24 protein-coding genes are annotated in these 22,503 nt (G+C 31.4%); 4 read left to right on the top strand and 20 right to left on the bottom strand.

Annotated features, from left to right (window positions below; translation table 11 throughout):
- The 4 genes from XJ44_RS02190 to XJ44_RS02205 are packed head-to-tail and all read left to right on the top strand — an operon-like array spanning window position 1 to window position 4,256.
- Complete coding sequence (locus XJ44_RS02190) at window positions 1–1,386, top strand: hypothetical protein (protein ID WP_077197918.1); 1,386 nt, start codon at window positions 1–3, stop codon at window positions 1,384–1,386.
- Window positions 1,386–2,522, top strand: a complete 1,137-nt coding sequence (locus XJ44_RS02195; RefSeq protein WP_232218209.1) for a glycosyltransferase — start codon at window positions 1,386–1,388, stop codon at window positions 2,520–2,522. Before XJ44_RS02190 ends, XJ44_RS02195 begins: the two co-directional genes overlap by 1 nt.
- On the top strand, window positions 2,522–3,274 hold the full coding sequence (locus XJ44_RS02200) for a glycosyltransferase family 2 protein (RefSeq protein WP_233119498.1): 753 nt from the start codon (window positions 2,522–2,524) through the stop codon (window positions 3,272–3,274). The genes XJ44_RS02195 and XJ44_RS02200 overlap by 1 nt, the downstream gene beginning before the upstream one ends.
- On the top strand, window positions 3,258–4,256 hold the full coding sequence (locus tag XJ44_RS02205; RefSeq protein ID WP_075665432.1) for a lysylphosphatidylglycerol synthase transmembrane domain-containing protein: 999 nt from the start codon (window positions 3,258–3,260) through the stop codon (window positions 4,254–4,256). Before XJ44_RS02200 ends, XJ44_RS02205 begins: the two co-directional genes overlap by 17 nt.
- On the opposite strand, the gene XJ44_RS02210 is transcribed toward XJ44_RS02205, so the two are convergent.
- The 20 genes from XJ44_RS02210 to XJ44_RS02305 are packed head-to-tail and all read right to left on the bottom strand — an operon-like array spanning window position 4,253 to window position 22,500.
- Window positions 4,253–6,568 carry an efflux RND transporter permease subunit gene (locus XJ44_RS02210; protein ID WP_077197919.1) on the bottom strand — a complete coding sequence of 772 codons (2,316 nt, stop codon included), beginning with the start codon at window positions 6,566–6,568 and terminating at the stop codon, window positions 4,253–4,255. The genes XJ44_RS02205 and XJ44_RS02210 overlap by 4 nt on opposite strands.
- Window positions 6,569–6,958: a hypothetical protein gene (locus XJ44_RS02215; protein ID WP_077197920.1), complete on the bottom strand. Its 390-nt coding sequence runs from the start codon at window positions 6,956–6,958 to the stop codon at window positions 6,569–6,571. It abuts the gene before it with no gap.
- Window positions 6,951–7,469 (bottom strand): hypothetical protein, encoded by a 519-nt coding sequence (locus XJ44_RS02220; protein ID WP_075665435.1) that lies wholly within the window; start codon window positions 7,467–7,469, stop codon window positions 6,951–6,953. Before XJ44_RS02220 ends, XJ44_RS02215 begins: the two co-directional genes overlap by 8 nt.
- Entirely contained in the window at window positions 7,466–8,671 is a 1,206-nt protein-coding gene (locus XJ44_RS02225) for a S41 family peptidase (protein ID WP_075665436.1), read from the bottom strand. Before XJ44_RS02225 ends, XJ44_RS02220 begins: the two co-directional genes overlap by 4 nt.
- The gene (locus tag XJ44_RS02230; protein WP_075665437.1) at window positions 8,664–9,455 is read right to left on the bottom strand and encodes a tRNA (adenine-N1)-methyltransferase; all 792 of its coding nucleotides are present in this window, start codon (window positions 9,453–9,455) and stop codon (window positions 8,664–8,666) included. The genes XJ44_RS02225 and XJ44_RS02230 overlap by 8 nt, the downstream gene beginning before the upstream one ends.
- Window positions 9,456–9,470: 15 nt before the next feature.
- Window positions 9,471–9,890: a hypothetical protein gene (locus XJ44_RS02235; protein WP_077197921.1), complete on the bottom strand. Its 420-nt coding sequence runs from the start codon at window positions 9,888–9,890 to the stop codon at window positions 9,471–9,473.
- A gap of 3 nt (window positions 9,891–9,893) precedes the next feature.
- Window positions 9,894–10,577 carry a hypothetical protein gene (locus XJ44_RS02240; protein ID WP_075665439.1) on the bottom strand — a complete coding sequence of 228 codons (684 nt, stop codon included), beginning with the start codon at window positions 10,575–10,577 and terminating at the stop codon, window positions 9,894–9,896.
- Complete coding sequence (gene yqeK / locus XJ44_RS02245; protein WP_077197922.1) at window positions 10,574–11,164, bottom strand: bis(5'-nucleosyl)-tetraphosphatase (symmetrical) YqeK; 591 nt, start codon at window positions 11,162–11,164, stop codon at window positions 10,574–10,576. Before yqeK ends, XJ44_RS02240 begins: the two co-directional genes overlap by 4 nt.
- Window positions 11,161–11,439, bottom strand: coding sequence for a DUF503 domain-containing protein (locus XJ44_RS02250; RefSeq protein ID WP_075665441.1), 279 nt, complete (start codon window positions 11,437–11,439; stop codon window positions 11,161–11,163). Before XJ44_RS02250 ends, yqeK begins: the two co-directional genes overlap by 4 nt.
- Before the next feature lies 1 nt (window position 11,440).
- Window positions 11,441–11,971: an ATP-dependent protease subunit HslV gene (gene hslV, locus XJ44_RS02255; RefSeq protein ID WP_075665442.1), complete on the bottom strand. Its 531-nt coding sequence runs from the start codon at window positions 11,969–11,971 to the stop codon at window positions 11,441–11,443.
- Complete coding sequence (locus XJ44_RS02260; RefSeq protein ID WP_075665443.1) at window positions 11,968–12,975, bottom strand: L-threonylcarbamoyladenylate synthase; 1,008 nt, start codon at window positions 12,973–12,975, stop codon at window positions 11,968–11,970. Before XJ44_RS02260 ends, hslV begins: the two co-directional genes overlap by 4 nt.
- Window positions 12,965–13,819, bottom strand: a complete 855-nt coding sequence (locus tag XJ44_RS02265; protein ID WP_077197923.1) for a phospholipase D-like domain-containing protein — start codon at window positions 13,817–13,819, stop codon at window positions 12,965–12,967. Before XJ44_RS02265 ends, XJ44_RS02260 begins: the two co-directional genes overlap by 11 nt.
- Entirely contained in the window at window positions 13,806–15,617 is a 1,812-nt protein-coding gene (lepA, locus tag XJ44_RS02270) for a translation elongation factor 4 (protein ID WP_077197924.1), read from the bottom strand. Before lepA ends, XJ44_RS02265 begins: the two co-directional genes overlap by 14 nt.
- Window positions 15,604–16,884 carry a UDP-N-acetylmuramoyl-L-alanine--D-glutamate ligase gene (gene murD / locus XJ44_RS02275; RefSeq protein WP_077197925.1) on the bottom strand — a complete coding sequence of 427 codons (1,281 nt, stop codon included), beginning with the start codon at window positions 16,882–16,884 and terminating at the stop codon, window positions 15,604–15,606. The genes lepA and murD overlap by 14 nt, the downstream gene beginning before the upstream one ends.
- Window positions 16,885–16,900: 16 nt before the next feature.
- Complete coding sequence (gene trmFO / locus XJ44_RS02280; RefSeq protein ID WP_077197948.1) at window positions 16,901–18,187, bottom strand: methylenetetrahydrofolate--tRNA-(uracil(54)-C(5))-methyltransferase (FADH(2)-oxidizing) TrmFO; 1,287 nt, start codon at window positions 18,185–18,187, stop codon at window positions 16,901–16,903.
- On the bottom strand, window positions 18,177–19,088 hold the full coding sequence (gene fmt / locus XJ44_RS02285) for a methionyl-tRNA formyltransferase (RefSeq protein WP_077197926.1): 912 nt from the start codon (window positions 19,086–19,088) through the stop codon (window positions 18,177–18,179). Before fmt ends, trmFO begins: the two co-directional genes overlap by 11 nt.
- Before the next feature lie 30 nt (window positions 19,089–19,118).
- Window positions 19,119–19,895 (bottom strand): 16S rRNA (adenine(1518)-N(6)/adenine(1519)-N(6))-dimethyltransferase RsmA, encoded by a 777-nt coding sequence (gene rsmA / locus XJ44_RS02290; RefSeq protein WP_077197927.1) that lies wholly within the window; start codon window positions 19,893–19,895, stop codon window positions 19,119–19,121.
- The gene (locus tag XJ44_RS02295; RefSeq protein WP_075665450.1) at window positions 19,892–20,491 is read right to left on the bottom strand and encodes a hypothetical protein; all 600 of its coding nucleotides are present in this window, start codon (window positions 20,489–20,491) and stop codon (window positions 19,892–19,894) included. Before XJ44_RS02295 ends, rsmA begins: the two co-directional genes overlap by 4 nt.
- A 10-nt stretch (window positions 20,492–20,501) precedes the next feature.
- Complete coding sequence (locus XJ44_RS02300) at window positions 20,502–21,497, bottom strand: 2-C-methyl-D-erythritol 2,4-cyclodiphosphate synthase (protein ID WP_077197928.1); 996 nt, start codon at window positions 21,495–21,497, stop codon at window positions 20,502–20,504.
- 10 nt (window positions 21,498–21,507) lie between these two features.
- Complete coding sequence (locus tag XJ44_RS02305; protein ID WP_077197929.1) at window positions 21,508–22,500, bottom strand: DUF4899 domain-containing protein; 993 nt, start codon at window positions 22,498–22,500, stop codon at window positions 21,508–21,510.
- Window positions 22,501–22,503 lie beyond the last annotated feature (3 nt).

Consider the following 22,503-nt stretch of genomic DNA (forward strand, 5'->3'; position numbering starts at 1 on the left):
ATGAAAAAGATAATATTAATTCTTCAATTGATTTCTATAGTTGCATTTTCAAAATTTTCATTTTTTACCACAAACTATATCGAAAATTTAGAAAATGGGTTACAAATAAACCTAAGTTATGCGTTTGGAAACTGGCAGAAAAGTTATATTCTAAAAGGCGATGGACCTGGGAGGGCTTTAAATCCTGCAGAAAGCGGATTTTATATCTTTGAAAAAATCCCTCCCTATCTAAATTTTGAGATTTTATTTCAAAATAATAATTTTGTGCTCTATACCAATATACCATTTTCCAAAGAAACAACTGTAAAAATTAAAGATCCTTTCTTAAATTTTTCATTTACATCTTTTGATATGAACGGGCCTGAAAACTTTTTACTTGGATATCTAAAAAAAGATCTATTTATAGGCATCGGAAGATATCCCATTAAATGGGGGGATTCAAAATATCCCATTACAATATCAGATACTACTTTCCAAGATAATCTTACAATTTCAAAAAAATTTGAAAATTTCACTTATACTTACCATTTTATTTCTTCTTTTCCACTTCTAACAAAAGAAGAAAAGCACATTCAAGAAAACTACTACGAAAAACACACACCAAACTTATATTTTTTTGAACCATTTAAAACTATTGTCGCACACAGATTTGAGTTCTTCTTAGATGATTTTAGAATAGCAATAGGTGAGTTAAACGTAGTAGGTGGAAAAGCACCAGATTTAATTGATTTAAATCCACTAATGTTTTTTCACAACACATATGGCGAAGGCTATTCAAACGTCTTATCATCTGTAGATTTTTCGTATAGTTTTAAAAACCTTAAAATATTTGGAGAATTTGCACTTGACGACTATATAACCCCAACAGAAACAGAAGATTACAAACCCAATGCATACGGATATAATTTAGGTATTGAATTTAATCTTGATAATTTTAATATTTGGTTTGAATACGATTTTACAAGCGAGTGGATGTATATTACAAATTACCTTCCGTATTTAAGGATAAACGTAAGACATTTTTATCTTGATAACAATAACAGTCCTGGGAGGGCACTTGCAGATTTTCCACTTGGATTCAGATATGGTCCAGACGCAACAATGGTCTCCATGGGTGGAAATTACAAAATAGAAAATTTAAAAATTTCATTTACATATAATTTTCTTGTCAAAGGTACGGTAAATGATGATGGAAAAATAAGATGGAAGTGGTTTTGGGATGCATGGAATGAAAATGTGTCACCACAAGGTATAAAAATAGAAAAATCAACTGATTTGATGTATAATATTATTGACCTTTTAGTTGTATACAACTTTTTTAAATTTAACATCTTTAAAGTAAACGACAATATACTATTTATTTTTAGTACAGAGGTGAAAATATAATGTTTACAGTGGCATTTTATGTATTAAATATACTAATCTCTTTGATAATAGTACTCTATGGAAAATACAAAAATGAAAAGAGAACAAATTACCTTCACGAAAATAGAAATCCAGATTACAATCCGCTAGTTTCTGTTATAATCCCATGCTATAACGAAGAGGAGGTAATTGAGAACACAATAAAAACTGTAGCAGACAGTAGCTACAAGAATATTGAAATAATAGTGATAGATGATAATTCTAAGGACAAGACATATGAGCTTGCAAAAAAACTCGAAACAAAATACAAAAATTTAAAAGTTATAAAAAAGAAGGGAGAAAAAGGAAAACCACAATCTATAAACGAAGCAATGAAAATCGCAAAAGGTGATATTATACTATTCATAGACGCTGATGCAAGAATTCCAAAAAATTACATTTCATCCCATATCTTTTGCTTTTCAAATCCAAAAGTGGAAATGATCTTTACAAACTTCGAAGCATACAATTTCAAATTTAAACCCGTATTCATTATTCAAGAAATTTATTTCAATTTTGTAAAAACTATTTTCTATTCAAATATAATAGTTAGAATGATATTTATGGGAAATGGTGTCTTCTTTAAAAGAAGTCTTCTTGAAAAAATACTTCCTATTGATCCGAAAACATTAGTTGATGACTTTAGCATGGCCACAAAATTGTCAAAACTAAAAGTAAAAGAATATTATTCTACTTATCCCTATATAAATATCCAATTTGCAACAAATTTCAAAGATTTATGGAAACAACATAAAAGATGGTATATAGGTGGATTTAGAGAAATGTTTCAACGTATAAAAGAGGGAAATTTTTCATTTTTATTCTATTACATGTTGGTAGGATTTATAATTTTCTTACCATTTATATCCATAGTATTAGATATGTTTTTTCACATTGGAATGTTAAAATTTGTTCTAGGATTAATAATTTCAGTATTTATTTTGATGTGGGTTAGTTCTCTTGATAGTAGACAATTTGGTTTTTTCTCACTTGTTTATTCTTTCTTTTACGTACCCATTTTAATGATTTTCGAACTCTTAGTGCTAATTTACAGTTATATTATAGGTCCGTTTAATAAAAAAATTCAGTGGTATAAAGTAAAGAGGGAAAAACTTTAATGAAACTTATGAAAATTTCTGTTGTAATTCCCGTTTTAAACGAAGAAACAACCCTTGAAAATACGTTAAAAAGCATCAAAAATCAAACGTATAAGAATTTTGAAATTATAGTTGTAGATAACGGAAGTACAGATAAATCCGTAGTGATTGCGAAAAAATACACACAAAATGTACTTTTTGAGAAAAAAAAGGGCCCAATAAATGCAATAGTAAAAGGGTTCAAATATGCAACTGGAGATATATTGATAACATGCGATGCAGACTCTATATATCCAAAAGATTATTTTGAAAAAATTGTAAAAAAATTCAAAAAGAAGAAAAATCTTTGTGCAATCTATGGACCTTTTCTATTTATCGAAAACAACAAATTCTCAAACTTTTTTGTGTGGCTCTTTTACATAACATCAGATTTTCTTTCAAAAATATTCACAAAGACATATATAGTAGGTGCCGCTAACTTTGCAATAAAAAAAGAGTGCTATCTAAAATCAGGTGGATACGATACCACAAATAATTTAGCATCAAAAGATTTTCGTCTTGCAAAAAAATTATCCCACCTTGGTAAGGTCTCATTTTCTCCTTTTCTTCTAGTTCTAACATCGAATAGAAGATTTAAAAAAGAAGGATTATTAAAAAGCTTAAAAAAAGCTTTTGCCTTATGGGCAGATGTGGCTTTCAATATCAACAAGATAACCTACAGCACTTATTACACAAAAGAATATTACAGGAGGAAGAATGAAAAAGAAAAATAAAATTATTATCGGAATTATTTTATCCATTATTATATCCGGAGTTATCTTGCTCTTTTACAGTTTTTCATTAAACAAAAACATAATAAAAACGATATTTTTTTCGATTAATTACAAAGAATTTTTATGTGCAATTATTCTCGTATTACTGAGCTTTATACTAGACGGCATTAAGCATTATATTGTTTTTAAAACCTTAAATCAAAAAATAAACCTAATATCTTCGATAAACTCATGTTTTGTTACGGGATATTTCTCATCAGTTACACCTTTTTCAATGGGTGGTCAACCTTTTCAAATATACTACTTAAACAAGCATGGGGTTGATTCAGCATATGCTACACAGATCGTATTTCTAAGACTATTTGAAATGATCTCATTAATGTTCTTTATTGATTTAAACTATATTGTTTTTTTATCTAATAAAATTTACGGTATTTCAAATAAAATTATATTTTTAGGATTAATACTGACACTTGCATCCTCAATTGCAATACTTTTTGGAATAGTTTTTCCAAAAACATTTATAAAACTTCTACATACTTTTAAGAAGTGGAATTTTCTTTCAAAAATAGTTAATTTTGAAAGACTGGAAAATTGGTTTCACAAGCTTGATATGGTAATAAAAAAAATATTTAACGAACATAAAAAGTTAATATTAGTGGACTTTATAATGATGTTTTTACTATTAATTTTTCAAAGTTATGTTTTTTACTACTCCATATCAATATTTACAAATATGAATTTAAGCTTTTTTAAGTTTTTTTCCATAACAAACATAGTAAACGCTGTGGCATTTTTGGTTCCAACACCTGGTGCTAGTGGAAGCTTTGAAATAGTGTATACCAATGTTTTATCCGAATTTGCTACAGATAAAGAAGCTATTATTAAAGGCGTATTATTTTATAGATTCCTCTCATATTACCTTCTAATAATAATAGGAACAATTATTTTAATACCTTTAATAAAAAAGAAAACAAACTAATTTTTATTCACTCCATTTAAGAAAATAAACACACTTACAAACCATGAAACTACCAATCCTATTACAACAAGTTCACCGAATTCCTTTAACAATTCGCCTTGTGCAAGCAGAAAACTACCAAACGCTATAACAGTAGTTAAAACAGATACAGTAACGGCTTTTTCCGTTTTCATTATGCTTTCCTTCCCATAAAAAACACTGTGAGACAAATGAACCATACTATCCACACCAATTCCTAAGAAAATGGGAATAATAAGTAAATTCAAAAACGTCAATTCTATTCTAAAAATCAAATATCCTATTCCAATTGTAGACAAAATGGATAATATAACATAAAAAGTTATTTTTAATGATTTTTTTAAACTTTTTTGATCAACAAACAATGTAAATATAATAGCCAAAAAGACAAAGTACACCGCATTTTTTGTAGAATCAACTAAATATACCATAACTTTGTAAAATAATGCAGGATATCCAAAAACCTTTTCTTTTTTTAACTCGTTATCAAATATTTTCTTTAAATTGTTATTTTCCCACAAATTGGGCTTTTCTTTTGCATACAATAAAAAGTATCTGTTACCATTTGTATCGTAAAAAAACAACGCTGGAATATCCTTTTCTATACTAGAAACAACATCTTCAAACGTTTTTGCAGATTGCAAAAGTCCCAAAGTTTCAATTAAACTATTGTACAAACCATACTTCTTAAAGACTATATCAAGTATAGGCTCACTAACTATCTGATTTATCTTCCAATAAAATGCCGGACTTATTTCTTTTAACCTCTCAGGATCATTCATAAATGATAAAATGGAAAATGTGTTAGAAAAATATCTTGAATTTTCTATCTTTTTCTTTATGTTCTTCAACGATTCAAAATCTCTTGCACCCAGCACTATCTGACCTATTCCAAATTCTCCAAACTTTTCTTCTGCAAGTTTTAAAGCTATGTTAAATTCTGAGTTCTTGGGGACAAGTCCGGGAGGAGTATACGAAAAGTTTTTAAAGGCAAAATATGCTCCAAAACTCGTAACAATAACCACACCCCAAACAAAAAAAGTTATAGGTTTAAACCTTCTTGTTAATTCCAAAAATTTGGAAAAATACTCTTTTTTTGGAACTTTAATTCTGTCAAAGAATCTCGAATACAGCGCAGGAATTAAAAAATTCATAAACGTATAAAATACCAATACACCTATTCCGGAAGAAATACCCATTTCTTTTAGTGGACGAGATGGACTTAATGCAAGCGCAAATAAAGAAATAGAAGTTGTAATTGCAGAAATAAACGAAGGTATAAAATTTTCTTTAATAGCTTCAATTATACTTTGCGATGATTTCCCATACAATCTTAAATTTTCATGAATTTTAGCGGTTATATGTATTCCATAATCTATACCAAGTCCCAATAACATTGCATTAACAAAGGATGTAACTATATTTATCTCTTTAAACAAAAACACAATTATCCCCAAACTCGTTCCCATAGCAAGAATCATAACGTATAACAAAAAAAACATAGTACTTGTGCTCCCATACGAAATTAAAAGCAAAATGGAAATCCCTACTAAAGATACCAAAGTAGTAATTTGAAAATCCTTTGACACTTGTAAATTGCCCGTATAATTACTCATTGCTGAACCACTAAAGAGTATATTCACACCAAACTTTTCAGATATATCATAGGAAATTTTCTTTAACTTGGGGATTGCCTCACTTAAAAATTTAACATCCGTTACAGGTTTAACCATTGAGAAATTCATTAACATTAGAGTTTTATCATCGGAAATAAGATAATATTTTTTTATTCCACTTCTTGAAAAAAAATCATCTGCAAAATTAGATACCGCAGAAATTGCACTTCCTAAATTCCTCCAAAATCTAAAATCAATCACAGAACGTGGTTCTACATTTACAACTGCATTGTAATAACCAATTATACTGTCAATACTGTTCTCATCCACGGTAAAAATCCCATATTTTATAAGATTTTCCGGATTGTCAAATGCCTCTGCTTTTAATATGTAACTTGTCTTTTCAAATTTATCTTTCATTTCATATGCAAGTTTACCGGCATTTACACCATTATTTAATTCAATGACTATCAACAAAGTGTTTGAAATCACCTTTTCTTTTGTAAACTTAACTAAATCTTGAAACTCCTTTATATTTTTTGGTGCAAGTTCTGTAAGTTCTGCATTCACCTTTAAATTTATAAAACTATACACGCCAAGAAATAATCCAAAAACCGAAAAAACAATTATTATCAACCTTGAATGATTTATTAAAAACTTTCCAAGGCGTTCTATCAATCATCTCACCCCCATAATAAACACATAGAACGCAAAAAGCCTTAAAATTGCAACTTTTTTTCTATTTTCAAAATCTAATTTTCTAAAATTTGAAATCAAAAAACAAAAAAGAAAAGAAAATCTAGAATCTACGGAGATATGGAAGAACACATTTATTAAAAATATTAGGTAAACAAAAACAGGAACAAATGCATAAAACCAAAAACGGGATAATTCATTAAAAAGAAAGTTTTTTCCATCTAAAGAAGCAATTATACTAAAGACGAGAAAATATATCGCAAAAAATCCCAAAACAAAAGAAGATAGTGTAAATTTTTCAACATGTAATACAAATGAAGAAAGCACATACACAACCAAAAATTCAAAAAAAACCAATATACTTCTAATCATATTTAACAACCCCATATTTTTTCAAAAGTTCTTCTTCAATCTTATTTTTTACATCAAAATTCACACTTTCACCCTTTAACACTTTAATAACTGCTTCTCCAAAGGATAAATTACTTTCACCTTTTCTTATATGTGGAACATAGTAAAACACAAATCTATCGTAAATTAAAGCCTCAAAAAATATACTCCCCCACCAATATTTCCTTAACACATATTTTTTTCTATAATCTACTTTAAAGATTTTAAAATAATATTCCACGCTATCCAAAACTTTTTTACTTTCAACTAAAAAAGGGGAATCACCGTATATCAAGTTTTCGGAAAGTATTTTTTGCATTATTAACATGTTTTTAAATTTTCTTACATAATCAAAGTAAGGATTAACAAATAAGACAAAAGGTGGAGATTGTATTTCTACAATCTCCGAATTTAAGTTCTTTACAACCAAAAAAGAAAGTAAAACAACAACATTAACAAGCAAAATTAAAAGCGAAATAAATGCAATTCTCATTTTTGTTCAAGAAAGTACTGTATTGCCCTCTTAATATAAGGATCATCTATATCCACCTTGGTAAACTCTTTTGTATAATCCACCACTTCTTCTTTGTGTTCTAACCTTGTCGCTTCATCGGTTATATATATATTAGGTTCAATCCCCACTCTATGAATATCTTTTCCGCTTGGTGTTTTGTAGTGTGCTATCGTAATAAACGCAACGCCGCCATTGCTTAATGGGAAGCCCTGTTGAACTGATCCTTTACCAAATGTCTTTTTCCCAATTACAACCGCTCTATTATTTTCTTTAAGTGCACCTGTTACTATTTCAGATGCCGATGCTGAACCTCCATTAACCAATACAACCATAGGTACTCTTGGGAAATTATTACCTTCACTCAAATATCTTTCAATTTTTCCAACCCTTGGTTCAACCGTCACAATTAACTTTTCTTTATCTAAGAACATACTTGCAACATCTATCGCACTATCCAAGTAACCTCCAGGATTATCCCTTAAATCTAGTATTAAAGCTGTAACTCCCTTATCATATATCTTTTTCAAAGCCTCTTCTAACTTTTTAGAAGAAGGTTGATTAAATTGTGTAAGTCTTACATAACCTATTCTTCCCATCTCTGTTTCGACAAATCCATACTTTACAGGAGTAATTTTTATTATCTCTCTAACAATATCAAATTCTAAAACTTCTTCTCCTCTCAACACTGTAAGCTTTACCTTGGTGCCTGGCTCTCCTCTCATCATATTAACTGCATCCATGTATGAAACGTCCTTTACAGGCGTTCCATCTATACTAATAATTAAATCACCTGACTTTAAACCAACTCTCCACGCAGGAGTACCATACATCGGACTAATTATTTTTATCGCCATGGATTTTGGATCATAAGTAACTTCTATCCCCAAGCCTCCATACTCACCTTTATTCTCAATTTCTCTTTCTTTGTAAACTTCACTGTTGTAATAATAACTAAAATCATCCCCCAATCCCTTTATTAATCCATCAATACCTAAATCAATTACTTTGTTCACATCTACGTTGTTCATATCGTAATAATAATTTAAAATATAATACAAAGTTTCGGCAAGAGGTGTTAAACGTTCTTGAAACGTCTTTTCAGTTGCTCCACTTAAAAAAATAGAACCTATAAACAAACCAATAAGAACAAGGGTAATTGTAATATAATTTTTCTTATTCACCAAAAACACCTCCCATTTTTCTCAAAACCTTAGTTGCAAAAACAAGGTAAGTAGTATGTGCTACCATCCTATCAAAAGGCCTTAGCCTCTCCGGATTTGGTTTAAACCTTCTCATTAAATTTTCCCATACTTCAACATCTATAAAAGGATATTCATACAACCTTTCGAGAACTTGTTGGACTTGATTGGTTGTAGGGCAAATTATACCTATCTTCCCTCCACCTTTTAGTGCTTGCCAACATTGCTGGATATAGTTATATGGATCGGGAACATCTAACAACAAAGCATCTATATTCATTTCGTCAAATCCTTGAGCAATATCTCGTAACTTTAACTCAACAAATTTATCCAAGTTCCAGCCTTCCAAATTTTTCTTTGCAAGGTTATAAAAATCCTCTCTTCTTTCATAACCGTAAACCTTTCCTTTGTTTCCCACAATCCTTGCAAAAGCACCACACATTGCGCCACTTCCAACACCAGTGTCTATAACTCTACTACCAGGTTTTATATCCAGTTTGAATAATATGTAGGATGCATCTTTAGGATAAACTATTTGCGTTCTCCTCTTCATATTAAATATCAAATCTATATATGTAGGGGGTAATATATAAAAGGTCCTTTCCTTTTTTCCAAAAGAAATGAGATCTCCATATTCTTTTCCTATCAAATCATCCATATTAACATGTCCTAAATGTGTACCTTTTTTCTTTCCCTTTTCCACCGTTATAATAATCTTACTACCATCTTCCCCGTATAATAAAACTTTATCTCCTTCTTTAACCAAGACTTTTCCTCCTCTTTAAAACCTATATCCTATTTCAATAGGTATCGTTTGAATTTTTTCCTCTTTTACGTACAAAACAGAATAAGAAAATGAGACAAAAAAGCTTTTAAAATAATACCTTACTCCTGCCAAAACCACATATCCAAGTGAATCAAGGGAAAAACCAAGTATCGCTCCACCTTTTCCGTATATAGCAAATTCTCCAAAGGAAGTTTTTCTAATGTACTTTCCATAATTTTCAAATGAAAAACTATTCATCAGATACTGCATAGAAAAACCAAATTCCGTATTGTTGTTCATCGAAATAGGAAAACCAATACCTATTGAATAAAAGCTATTATCAGTTCCGTCGAATGTAAAATTCCAACTTCCATAAAACTCAATTGCAAACAAAGATATAGAAACCATCATTAATAAAATAACTGTTTTTTTCATAATTTATCCCCCTATTTCGTTTTTCAACTGATTTAATTTTTCTAAATCAATGTACAACCTTTCCAATGTCTTATCCCCAACCTTTATCTTTATTGATGACTTCGTAATAGTTGGAAGTTCCCTTATTCTCACACTAAATTTACCCAAAGCATCAAATAACTTAGCCAAAGCAGGCTTCGTCAAAGTTGTTTCAGGTCTAAATATTTTCACCACATTATCTAATGTAAAATAATCAAACAATTTCAACCCTCTAGAAGTCATTCTTTGCAAAAACTCTCCAAAATTTGTAGAATTAAACCCATATTTCTTAGAAAGTTCCAATACTCTCCCTGATTCCAATATTGCATAATAACTATACACTGCATTTGTATTAAACATATCTTTCAAGATTTCCAAGGATAACACTGGACTTGAAAAATTTATCTCTTTGCTAAATTCAGGGTGGTACATGTGATTTTTTACCTTAATTATATTCACCATCCTCATGGTTTTATCAACCACTATATAATAACCTTCACTATTTTCTTTATCAATAAACAAATATTGAGTTTTTGTTTCACCATTAAACTCTGGACTATTTTTCACGGTAAATACTTTCCAAAAGAAAAATCCAAAAATAACCAACAATACAAAGACTATCAAAAGCGTAATCCAAATTCCCACTGAATTTCTCCTTCTCCTTCTCATTTTAATCCTCCTTTTCTTTTACTTATCAAATAATTCCAACATTCAACACTCTCTTTTAAAATGAACAAATTTCTAGAAAGTGCATACATTATCTTATTTTTCATAACTTCAAAAAAAGCCATATTCAAATCTTTATAGGCAACTTCTCTTAAATAAGAAACCTTTGGATAATTTCTTGTCTCTTCCAATGAATCTGCAAGAAAAAGCAGTTTCCCATACACTCCAAAACTTTTAAACCCGGAAGTATGATATCTAACGGCGTTTAAAATATCTTCATCAACAATTTTAAATCTAAATTTAATGTATTCTGCGGCAATTTTCCCGTGTAACAAAATAGGATGCATCCTGTCTTCTAAAGTTATATCTATTCCATACGCCTTTGACATTTTTAACAATTTTTCCTCTGGTAAATCTCTGAACACATCGTGAATATAACCCAAGAATTCTGCAATCCTTGTATCTAATCCATGTATTTTTGCAAGGGTAGAGGCAAATTTTGCCGTTCCTAATACATGCGGTAACCTTTCTTTATTTACCAAAATTTGCACTATTTTATTTACCTCATCCAAATCGTAATTCGTTATCAATCATACACCTCCTTGTAAACATTTTCAACCGTGTATTTTCTCTCCAAATATTCTATCAGAGACTCTTGAGTTCTAAAGGTAGACGACTTATCTAAACTAACAAATGCTATTCCTAAGGTTAAAATTTCTTTTGAATTTTGATTAGCCAATTCAATTGCAGAAATATTATACTTTGATCTTATTTCACTAAGAAGTCTTTTAACAATAGAGCGCTTTTCCTTTAGAGAATTTATGCCAAAAAGTTTTATATCAATTTCCAAAAAACTTACCGGCATTTTACAACTCCTCGACTGTAAAATTATTATTTGTATAGATACAAATTTCACTTGCAATTTTTATAGACTCAAGCGCAATTTCCTTAGCTGACAAATCCGTATGTCTTAAAAGAGCCCTTCCCGCAGCCATGGCATAAGGCGAACCAGAACCTATAGAAGCAATATCATCTTCTGGTTGAATTACCTCCCCTGTACCAGAAATTATAAAGGTATATTTTTTATCAGCAACTAAAAGTAGAGCTTCTAATCTTCGTAGCACCCTATCAGTTCTCCAGTCCTTCGCAAGTTCCACTGCTGCTTTTAATAAATTTCCTCCCCATTCTCTATACTTTGTCTCAAATCTATCAAAAAGTGCCATTGCATCCGCCACTGATCCTGCAAATCCCGCTAAAACATTTCCATCACCCATTTTTCTCACTTTCTTTGCATTTCCCTTCATTATAGTACTTCCATACGTAACCTGTCCATCTGATACCATCACTACAGAATCACCTTTTCTTACACATACCACCGTTGTAGATCTCCACCTCATAACTGCACCTCCATACCGGCTTTCTTTAATCTATTCATCACCGAAAATAATATTCCTTTTTCTTCAAGTTTTTCAACATATGCAACATTAAATTTAGTTTTATCAAATTCCCTCAAAATCCTAAACAAATTTTGAGCTATCGTGTATGGATTTTCAAGGGTTCCCAATACAATTACCCTATCACGTGGATAAAAATCTTTATGATCCACTGGACATAAAATAACACCATTTTCTTTCTCCACAAACTTTTTTATCTTTTCTCTAATACTCAAACCAAAAATATAAACGGGCTTTTCAGGAGCATAATGTCTATACTTCATACCAGGAGCCTTCGGGTTTGTAACAGCCCTTGCATCTCTAACAAAATCAGGTACAACAATTTCTCCAAAAATCTCTTCTAACTTTTCGATTGTAACAGGCCCAGGTCTCAAAATCACAGGTCTATCCCCAGTAAGATCTATTATCGTTGATTCAATTCCAAATGGTGTTTCTCCTGCATCAATTATACATTCTACTCTCCCGTATAAATCCTCAATAACGGCATTCGCATCGGTAGGGCTGGGTTTTCCCGAAAGGTTTGCACTAGGTGCGGCAATTGGCCCAGCACATAAACAAAGTTTCTCAGCAACAGGATGTGCGGGAATTCTAATTCCCACTGTTTCAAGTCCAGCAGTTACATTATCTGGAAGCTGCATCCTTTTTTTTACAACAAAAGTAATAGGTCCAGGAGTTATATCCTCAATTATAGTCCTATATTTTTCGTCTACTTTTCCTATTTTATACAACATATCAACAGAATTAACATGAACTATTAAAGGATTATCTTTTGCACGTCCCTTAACTTCAAAAATTCTATCAACTGCCTTTTCATTAAAAACACTTGCTCCCAAACCATAGACTGTCTCAGTTGGAAAGGCAACTAACCCTCCTGTTCTAATCACCTTACAAGGATATGAAATGTTTATTTCAACCGATGATTCTATCTTTAAGACTTTAGTTTCCACTTTTTCTCCTCCACAAAAAGTTAAAAACTTCTAAATACTTCTTAGCTAAAGTTTTTGAAATATAACATATTTCGTAGTTTCTATTTAAACCATTTCTAGTAAAATTTGCAGAACCCAAAAAAACGTAATTATCCACTATCACAAACTTATGATGCAACATTCTATCTTTAATAATCTTTATAAACCTGTACGGATAATCAAAAAGTGCATACCTTTCAAACCAACTATCTGTAATTATTTTCACATCCACACCTTTTGATTCTTTATACTTCAACATTGCCAAAATTTTTGGATTAGTAAACGCATATACACACAAATATATCCTTTTTCTTGCACCTTGCATTAATTTTAACAAAATTCTTTCCACATCATCGTATCCTACCACCAAAAAATCATCTAAACTAATTATAACCCCTTCATTCCAAAGTTTCAAAAATAATTTTTTAAACTCAATAACATAATTATCAAAAAACAACATATCGTTAAATCCTTCAACCAAGCCACTTTCGGTAAAATTTGCAGAACCAAACAAAACTCCATTTTCATTTACCATAAACTTTGCATGGTGCAAGGAACTTTCATAATCTTTCAACACTGGACTCTCTAACTTTGCATTCGGTACTTCCAAAATCACCCTTACATCTACACCTTTTTTATACAATTTGTTTATTGCATCTATCACTTCATTTTTATCTATACTAAACGATGAAACGTACAAAAATTGCCTTGAATTGTTTACAAAATTAACCACTACATCTGTTAAATCACAAAATTCAGTAAAATACACTTCTACTGACAAGACAACAATGGTGAAAAGTAAAAGCACCAAACTACCTAGTTTCATCTTTCCCAACCTTCAAAAGTGCAAGGAACGCCTCTTGCGGAATAGAAACATTACCAATCTCTCTTAATCTCTTCTTTCCTTCCTTTTGTTTCTGCAAAAGTTTCATTTTTCTTGTTACATCTCCACCATAACACTTGGCAAGCACATCTTTTCTCAAAGCCTTTATAGTTGATCTAGCAATTATCCTTCCTCCCGCTTTAGCTTGTATTGGAATCTCAAATTGATGTTGAGGAATAAGCTCTGCAAGTTTATCCACTAATTTTCTTGCAGTGGCATATGCTTTATCTTTATGAGCAATTATCGATAAAGCATCAACAGGTTCCTTATTCACCAAAACAGTAACCTTTACAAGTTCACTCTTTCTATACCCAATAAGTTCATAATCCATTGATGCATAACCTCTACTTAAAGCCTTCATTTTATCAAAAAAGTCGAAAATAATCTCCGATAGCGGTACCTCAAAATTTAAAACCACCCTCTCAAACCCCGCATTCTCCGTACTTATCATAGTACCTCTTTTTTCATTTTGAACTAGATTCATTAATTTCCCCAAATATTCAGGAGGCGTAATTATAGAAAGTTTTACGTATGGTTCATAAACCTCTTGAATTTCCGATTCATTTGGGAACTTTGCAGGATCGTTAATTATCAATTCTTCACCGTTTTTCAAAATTACTTTATACTCAACATTTGGAGCAGTCAAAATCACCGTCATTTCAAATTCTCTTTCCAACCTTTCCTTTACCACATCCATATGCAAAAGTCCCAAAAAACCACACCTAAACCCAAATCCCAACGCCGGAGAATGATCTGGGAAAAAAGTTAAGGCTGAATCGTTTAATTTTAACTTTTCGAGGGCTTTCCTCAGTTCTTCATAGTACTCTGGAACACCTGGATACATTCCGGCAAAAACCATGGGTTTTACCTCTTTATATCCAGAAAGAGGTGTATTTACAGGATCACTTGCATTTGTAATAGTGTCTCCTATCTTTGCAAGTGAGACCTCTTTTATACCAGCAATAACATATCCAACATCTCCTGCTTCTAACTTATCTATTGGAGTCATTTCCGGGGTAAAAACTCCAACTTCCACAACTTCGTATACTTGCTTGTTTGAATAAGTCATTATCTTATCACCCTTTTTTACTTCACCATCAAAGACTCTAATATACGTAATTACCCCTCTGTATTTATCATACTTTGCATCAAATATAAGTGCAGAAAGTTTTCCATTACGATTTCCAGAAGGTGCAGGTACTTTCTCTATTATTGCTTCTAAAACCTCTTCAACACCTATCCCTTCTTTTGCACTTATCTTTAATATCTCATCACTTGGAATACCTATTAAATCTTCTATCTCTTGCTCTGTTTCGGGAATATTCGCATTTGGCAGATCAATTTTATTAATAACAGGGATTATTTCCAAATCGTGCTCTACCGCCTTGTAAGCGTTTGCCACAGTTTGGGCCTGCACGCCTTGAGATGCATCAACAAGCAAAATAGCTCCTTCAACCGCTGCAAGACTTCTATCAACCTCATATGTAAAATCCACATGTCCTGGAGTATCCACTATATTTATTTCGTAAACTTCTCCATCTTTCTTTGATTTGTAGAAAACCCTTAAAGGATGCGATTTTATTGTTATCCCACGTTCCCTTTCTATATCCATACTATCCAAAAATTGATCCCTCATCTTTCTCTCATCAACAGCACCGGTGAGCTCTAAAATCCTATCACTTAATGTAGTTTTTCCATGATCTATATGTGCTATTATACTTATGTTTCTAACGTTTTTCACTCTTTCCCTCCTTTAGCTGCATTACAAGTTGCTTAAAATATTCCCCTCGCTCCTCAAAATTTTTAAATGCATCAAAACTTGCACCGCCAGGACTTAACATAACTACTTCACCTGGTTGGGCAATTTCAACCAATTTATTTAACGCTTCACTAATCGTGTTTACCCTAAAATAGTTTATTCCATTAAAATATGGTATCAGATCATCGGCAATGGGGCCCACAAGCGCAACAGTCTTCACCTTTTCTTTTATTATTTTAGAAAGAAAAGTGTAATCTTCATTTTTGCCTATACCTGCCATAATTAGGTGCAAGTTGTTATCAAAATTCTCAATAGCCCTAATAACGGCAATTGCATTAGTTGCTTTAGAATCATTAAAAAACTTCACACCATCTATTTCCGTAATATATTCCATTCTATGCGGTAATTTTTCAAAATCTTCCAAAAATTCAAACTGAAATTTAAATCCCATAGTTTCAACTATAGCTTTTGCAGCAGCTACATTTTCAACTGTCTGCTTATATCTAAGGTGTACCGGCAAATCTTCCATTTTGAAACTAAACTCAAATGGAATTTTTTGCGCATTAACCCTATACAAATTATCTAAAATGTACTTATCATTTGGGTTGTACACAAAATAATCCCTTTCACTTTGAAACTTAGCAATCTTAAATTTTGAAGAAATGTAATGCTCCATATTTGGATGCCAATTCAAATGATTTGGATATATATTCAATATAGAAGCAACATCTGGCTTAAAATACTTTGCCCAGAATAATTGAAAACTACTTACTTCTAAAACCAAATAATCTGCCATTAAATTATCATTTAAAAGTTTAGCTACAGGTATACCTATATTACCAGCAAGCAGAGTCCTCTTGTATTTATTTAATACATGGTATATCATGGAAACCGTAGTACTCTTCCCAACAGATCCCGTTACCGCTATAATAAATGGATGCCATCCTATTTTTTCAAATTCCTTTTGGCAAAAGGAGATCTCCGTATCCACCTCTATTCCCAAATCCATTGCCTTTCTTATTACAACATTATCAAAGTGAACACCGGGGCTCACTATTAATTTATCGCAATTTAATATATTCTCAGTATGAACATTTTCCTCAAAAGGCACTTTATTTTCAATTAAAAAATTTCTATCGGACTTGCTTAATTTTTTTCCTTCGCTTACAAAAACTTCCTCACCTTTTTTAAGCAAATACTTTAAAATTTCCCTGTTACTTATTCCAAATCCCATTAGCGAATATTTCAAACAGATCACCTCTACTTTATTTTAACACATTTACAAACTTCCTCATTTGTTCAAGGCAAAACTCATGTAATTTCTCCCTCTTTTCTTTTTTTCGCATCTTAACATCAACAAGTCCAAAATTTGCATACATGGGCTTTAAATTCTTTGCCGTTATTACATAATCTAAAAGGGCACCTAGCATCGTCTTTTTGGGTAACTTAACCGGCGCTTTCCCTTCCAAAAATCTTGAAATATTTATTCCCACATATATACCCGTTGCTGCAGATTCAACATATCCTTCGACCCCCACAATCTGTCCTGCAAAAAATAGATTCTCATACTTTTTATGTCTTAAATACTCATCTAAAACCTTTGGTGAATCAATATAAGTATTTCTATGCATTACGCCATATCTCAATATTTCGGCATTTTCAAGACCTGGAATCAATTTAATTACCCTCTCTTGTTCTTTCCACTTTAGTCTAGTTTGAAATCCTACCAAATTGTACATATTACCATTTTCGTCTTCTCTTCTAAGTTGTATAACCGCATATGGCATTTTACCAGTATGCGGATCAATTAATCCCACAGGTTTTAATGGACCAAAAATCAGTGATTTTTCACCACTTTTTGCTATTTCTTCAATTGGTTGGCATCTTTCGAATAATAACTTTCTATCAAAATCCTTCATTTCAATCATTTGAGCATTAACAAGTTCTGTATAAAACCTTTCGTATTCTTCTTTTGTCATAGGACAATTAACATAATCCTTTGTACCTTGACCATATCTATCTGCAAAAAAACATTTGTCAAAGTTTATACTCTCTCCAGAGATAATAGGTGCAACTGCGTCAAAAAAATTTAGAAAACCTCCTGTTAAATTTGAAAGCCAATTTGCAAAAATTCCATCTGTAGTAGGACCTGTTGCAACTACCCATATTTCATCATTTATTTTTATTTCTTCCACTTCTTCTCTAATTATCTCTACGTTATCAAATGAAGTTATTGCATCAGTTATACATTTTGAAAATGCCTCCCTATCTACAGCCAAGGCTTTACCTGCAGGCACCCTATTTTTATACGCACATTCTAAAACCAAAGAATCCAATAACCTCATTTCTGCCTTTAATATTCCTTCGGCATTCTTCAAACTCTCTGATTTTAGGGAATTACTACACACTAACTCCGCAAAATATTCACTCCTATGAACCGGTGAAAATTTCTTCGGTTTTTGTTCAAAAATTCTAACCTTTATACCTTTTTTTAATAACTTCCACGCAACTTCAACTCCTGCAAGGCCTCCTCCTACGATATTAACCACCAAAATATTCACCTTCTTTAATTAACCCACCGTTTTTTGCATCGTAAAATGTCATCTTTTTTTTCCCGGGAAATTGTATATACTTTACCTTCACATATCCACCTTCACAAGATATCAAAGCACCTTCTTTGTCTACTGCAACCACCTTACCATACTCTTTAGTATTTTCTTTTATACAATCAACAACACCAAATAACTTTACAAAGTTACCGTTAAAATCCACTCTTACACCAGGCAAGGGATCATACGCACGAATTTTATCTTTTACCTTACAAAAATGTTTTGAAAAATCTAACACCAAATCCTCTTTTGATATCTTCGGTGCAAATGAAACTTCTCCTTCTTGAGGAGCAAGACTTAGTGGATAATTCTTTAAAAATTCTACAAGTAATTTCTTACCCACATTCAAAAGTTTTAAATACAATTCTCCAAAAGTTTCAAAATTACCAATATTCACTTTTCCCTTAAGGGCTATGGGCCCATTATCCATACCTTCTCCTATTTTGAAAATAGTAATACCAGTAACTTTTTCCCCGTTTTCCAAAGCCCTTTGTATAGGAGCAGCACCCCTATATTTTGGGAGCAAAGACGCATGTACATTAAAAAACTCCAATGCATCTAAAAATGGAGGTTTTAATAATTTACCATACGCAACAACTACGCCTACATCAGGTTTAAATTCCTCTATAATTTTTAATCCTTCTTTACTCAAACTCTTTGGTTGGAAAACCGGGATATTGTACTTTAATGCTATTTCTTTTACCGGTGTAAAGGAAATCTTCTTCCCTCTTCCCTTTGGTTTATCAGGTTGAGAAATTACGGCAACTACATTAAAATCATTTTCAATTAGATATTCCAAATGAGTGCTTGCAAAATCAGGTGTCCCTAAAAATAGGATCCTCATATATTCCCTCCTTTTTAATAAAAAAGGATGCTATTTGCATCCTTTAAATCTTTCAAATAGCTCTAAAAATTCTTCGTTTTCCAATTCTTGAGGCCTTCTTTTTAAATCAAATCCTGAAAAACACCCTACATCAGTAAATTTCCTTAAATTGTTGTACAAAGTCTTCCTTTTTGCTTCAAAACACCTTGAAACAAAATTCCAAAACTCCCCAATATCGTATTCAAAGTCTTTTTTTCTTTTTAAATCCAAAACTACACTATCAACTTTAGGTTGCGGTATAAAATTTCCTTTAGATACATTCAGTAATTTCTTTGCTACGGTAAAATTTTGTACAACAACAGACAAAAAGCTTCTATCTGATCTTGGTGGTGCAAGTAAACGTTCTCCTACCTCCTTTTGCACCATTAACACCGCCCTTGAAAAGCGAGAAAACAAAATTTTTTTTAAAATCATACCTGTTATAGAATAAGGTATATTTGCAACAACCTTAAAATCTTTCGGAAGAATTGAAAGATCAAACTTTAAAAAATCTTGAAAAACTATTTGAATATTATCAAACTTATTAAACCTTTTTAGAATTGGTATCAATCTTTTATCTACTTCAACGGCAATAATCTTTGCACCAGTCAAAACAAGATATTCTGTTAAGGCCCCAGCCCCTGGTCCAATTTCCAAAACTACATCTTTTTCATCAATTTCCGCTTTTTCAACAATCTCTTTTGCTATTTTTTGATTTGTCAAAAAATTCTGTCCCAAACTCTTTAACAGTTTAATGTTGTATTCCCTTAAATATTCTGAAACTTTCAATCTATCAGCTCCACCACTACATGCCCTGGATACTCTATCCTAGTTATATTTCCCATATGGTATGTTATCTTGATACTTTCATCTCTAAAACTCAACTCAAATATCTCACCTTTTTTCTTCAATGATACATTCTCAACAGCATATTCCGTCTTTGAAGGATTAAACAAAAGCTGTGGAATAACTACATTAAAGTAAGGGCTTGGAAAATCCAATATCCTTTTTAAATGTGACAATACAAAATTATTATCCATTATAAATAAATTTTCTTTATTTAAAGTATACGTATATGAACTTTGCAAAGTTTCAAAAATAAATTTTGCAACTTTACCATCGTACTTACCAATTATCCTTCCCGTATAACTTCCATCAACTGTAAAAGTAACTATGTAATCTTTAAATAAATTGTCAACAAAAACAGTTGTAGAATCTATCGTGTACAACATGCCATAGTCAATAATGGTCTTAGTGGTATATACATCCCCTTTTTCGTTTAACACTGAAGTCCCAAGGAGCGTTTCACCTATTTTTATACTATACATCTCTGAAAATGAAAACAACGAAAACATTAAAAAAGCAAAAAGTAGAAACTTTCTCATTTTATCACCTCTATATTGAAATTATGTTACTAACACAAATAGCAGTTATAGCATTTAGATTTCTTTCTGGATAAACTCCATTACCCGTTTTAAACTTTAGACTTACAGGACACCTTACAAGTTTTTCCAAGTTCTTTGATATTTCATCTCTATAACTTCCTAGTTTAAAATCCGTTATAACTACACAATCGATATTCTCGGGAAAATAACCCTTTTGATTTATAGCATTTAACACCTTCTCTAGCATATACACACTACTTATCCCTTCTGGAACTTTTGTCTCAGGAAATAACACTCCTATATCCTTTTTCAACGATACTCCAAGCAAAGAATCAATTATACTATGTACAATTACATCTCCGTCTGAATGTCCATTTAAACCAAATCCCGCATCTATCTTAATACCACCTAATATTAACTGCCTTCCCTTCACTATCGGATGTGTATCCCATCCCAATCCGCTACAATGCTTCATCTTTGACTTTTTAGTCATACGAATTAACCGATTATTTATTTTCTTTTCCTCTAAAAAGTTCATTGTTTTATACTTATTCAATAAGTTTTCTGTAACATCCACCAGAATTCTTGAGTAATCATGCGAATTTATAAAATTATACAAAAGTTCATATTCAATCGAAATATCCTTTCCAGAAAGAGAAATTATATACACATCATCCACGGTAAAATTTAAAAGTATCTGTCCAATAACAGACGCAAGTTTCATGCCTGTCCCCAATACTTTAAGCCCCAGTATTTTAACCCACTTTTCATATCTATGCCTAAACGCATCTTTAGGTGCATACAACAACACACCTAATACTTCTCCATTTTCCTCACAAACTAACGAATTTTGCATTAAAAACGGCGGTATAGAAAAAAGCAATGCCTTTTTAATTATCTCAAAGGCATTCATCTTAAATAAATAATCAAAATAATCTTTCTTTTCATTGTATATGAATTTTGCACACTCCTCGTAATTTTCTTTGTTTATTTTAACAAAATTCATCCACTCACCTCTACAGTATTTTTAGAAAATACAATATAATAATCAAAAGTCCAGAAAACATCATTGTTGTTATAAATGCCCAAAATATCTCAGAACCAGAAGGCATGTTTAAATTTGCGGGCTTTACAACTTTTACCTTTGGTTTTTGCTTTGTTTTTTCTTTGTTTTTTTCTTTTTCTATAATTATTTGTTCATCAAATAAAATTTTAAAAGTCGGACTTATTATAAACTTTCCATAAATTTCATTTCCCAAATCTATTTTACACAAATAAAGCGTTCCTTTTCTTGTGGGCACTAGCTCTTTTGAAATTATCTTGCCTTGAAAAGGTAATACCTTTCCATCATCCGAAAAATTCTTAGGAAACGCATTTTTCAATTTTTCTTCAATTTTTCCAAATGTTACAGGAACAACATAAATTGCATCTCCAATATCAAAATTTACAATAGATTCTCCGTTAATAGGATCAATTACTGGGAAAAATTCTGGCAATTCTTTTAAATCCGTACGTTCATACAACTTCCTTATTATCGTTTCCTCGTAGTCTTCTTTTAAATCCATTATATTGTACGCCGAATACTCTTCAAGCGTTAACCCTTCAGCAACAACTTCTATATCAGCCTTTGGAGACCATTCTTCTAAAACATTTGAGAGAATAACTTTTAACAACTCAATATCGTTCTCTTTTACCGCTGTCGTTAACTCTATTCCAAGTGCTATTTTTCCCCTTTTGTTAAAGATTGTATTTAAAAACGAGTTAAAAGACAAAGTTAAATCTTCCACCACGGAATCTAGAAGAAGTTCATTTTTCAACTTTTCAAAATTTTCTCTAAAATCCAATATATTGGCTTTTAAATCTACATCATCAAGTCTTTCTGAAAACCTAAGCGGTACCATTAAAAAATCAAATTCAGGCACGTTATTTACTTTTCCAAACAGATATCCCAAAAAAACTTCAGCAGTAGCCTTACTTCTACCTTTTACCTTAACAAAATATAGGTCCATTTA

Source organism: Thermosipho affectus (genome assembly GCF_001990485.1).
Classification (GTDB): Bacteria; Thermotogota; Thermotogae; order Thermotogales; family Fervidobacteriaceae; genus Thermosipho; species Thermosipho affectus.

Bases quoted from the DNA above. Each gene is read 5' to 3' on its own strand.
- XJ44_RS02190 (WP_077197918.1), top strand. From the start codon at position 1: ATGAAAAAGATAATATTAATTCTTCAATTGATTTCTATAGTTGCATTT.
- XJ44_RS02195 (WP_232218209.1), top strand. From the start codon at position 1,386: ATGTTTACAGTGGCATTTTATGTATTAAATATACTAATCTCTTTGATA.
- XJ44_RS02200 (WP_233119498.1), top strand. From the start codon at position 2,522: ATGAAACTTATGAAAATTTCTGTTGTAATTCCCGTTTTAAACGAAGAA.
- XJ44_RS02205 (WP_075665432.1), top strand. From the start codon at position 3,258: ATGAAAAAGAAAAATAAAATTATTATCGGAATTATTTTATCCATTATT.
- XJ44_RS02215 (WP_077197920.1), bottom strand. From the start codon at position 6,958: ATGATTAGAAGTATATTGGTTTTTTTTGAATTTTTGGTTGTGTATGTG.
- XJ44_RS02220 (WP_075665435.1), bottom strand. From the start codon at position 7,469: ATGAGAATTGCATTTATTTCGCTTTTAATTTTGCTTGTTAATGTTGTT.
- XJ44_RS02235 (WP_077197921.1), bottom strand. From the start codon at position 9,890: ATGAAAAAAACAGTTATTTTATTAATGATGGTTTCTATATCTTTGTTT.
- XJ44_RS02240 (WP_075665439.1), bottom strand. From the start codon at position 10,577: ATGAGAAGGAGAAGGAGAAATTCAGTGGGAATTTGGATTACGCTTTTG.
- XJ44_RS02250 (WP_075665441.1), bottom strand. From the start codon at position 11,439: ATGCCGGTAAGTTTTTTGGAAATTGATATAAAACTTTTTGGCATAAAT.
- hslV (WP_075665442.1), bottom strand. From the start codon at position 11,971: ATGAGGTGGAGATCTACAACGGTGGTATGTGTAAGAAAAGGTGATTCT.
- XJ44_RS02265 (WP_077197923.1), bottom strand. From the start codon at position 13,819: ATGAAACTAGGTAGTTTGGTGCTTTTACTTTTCACCATTGTTGTCTTG.
- fmt (WP_077197926.1), bottom strand. From the start codon at position 19,088: ATGAGGATCCTATTTTTAGGGACACCTGATTTTGCAAGCACTCATTTG.
- XJ44_RS02295 (WP_075665450.1), bottom strand. From the start codon at position 20,491: ATGAGAAAGTTTCTACTTTTTGCTTTTTTAATGTTTTCGTTGTTTTCA.
- XJ44_RS02300 (WP_077197928.1), bottom strand. From the start codon at position 21,497: ATGAATTTTGTTAAAATAAACAAAGAAAATTACGAGGAGTGTGCAAAA.
- XJ44_RS02305 (WP_077197929.1), bottom strand. From the start codon at position 22,500: ATGGACCTATATTTTGTTAAGGTAAAAGGTAGAAGTAAGGCTACTGCT.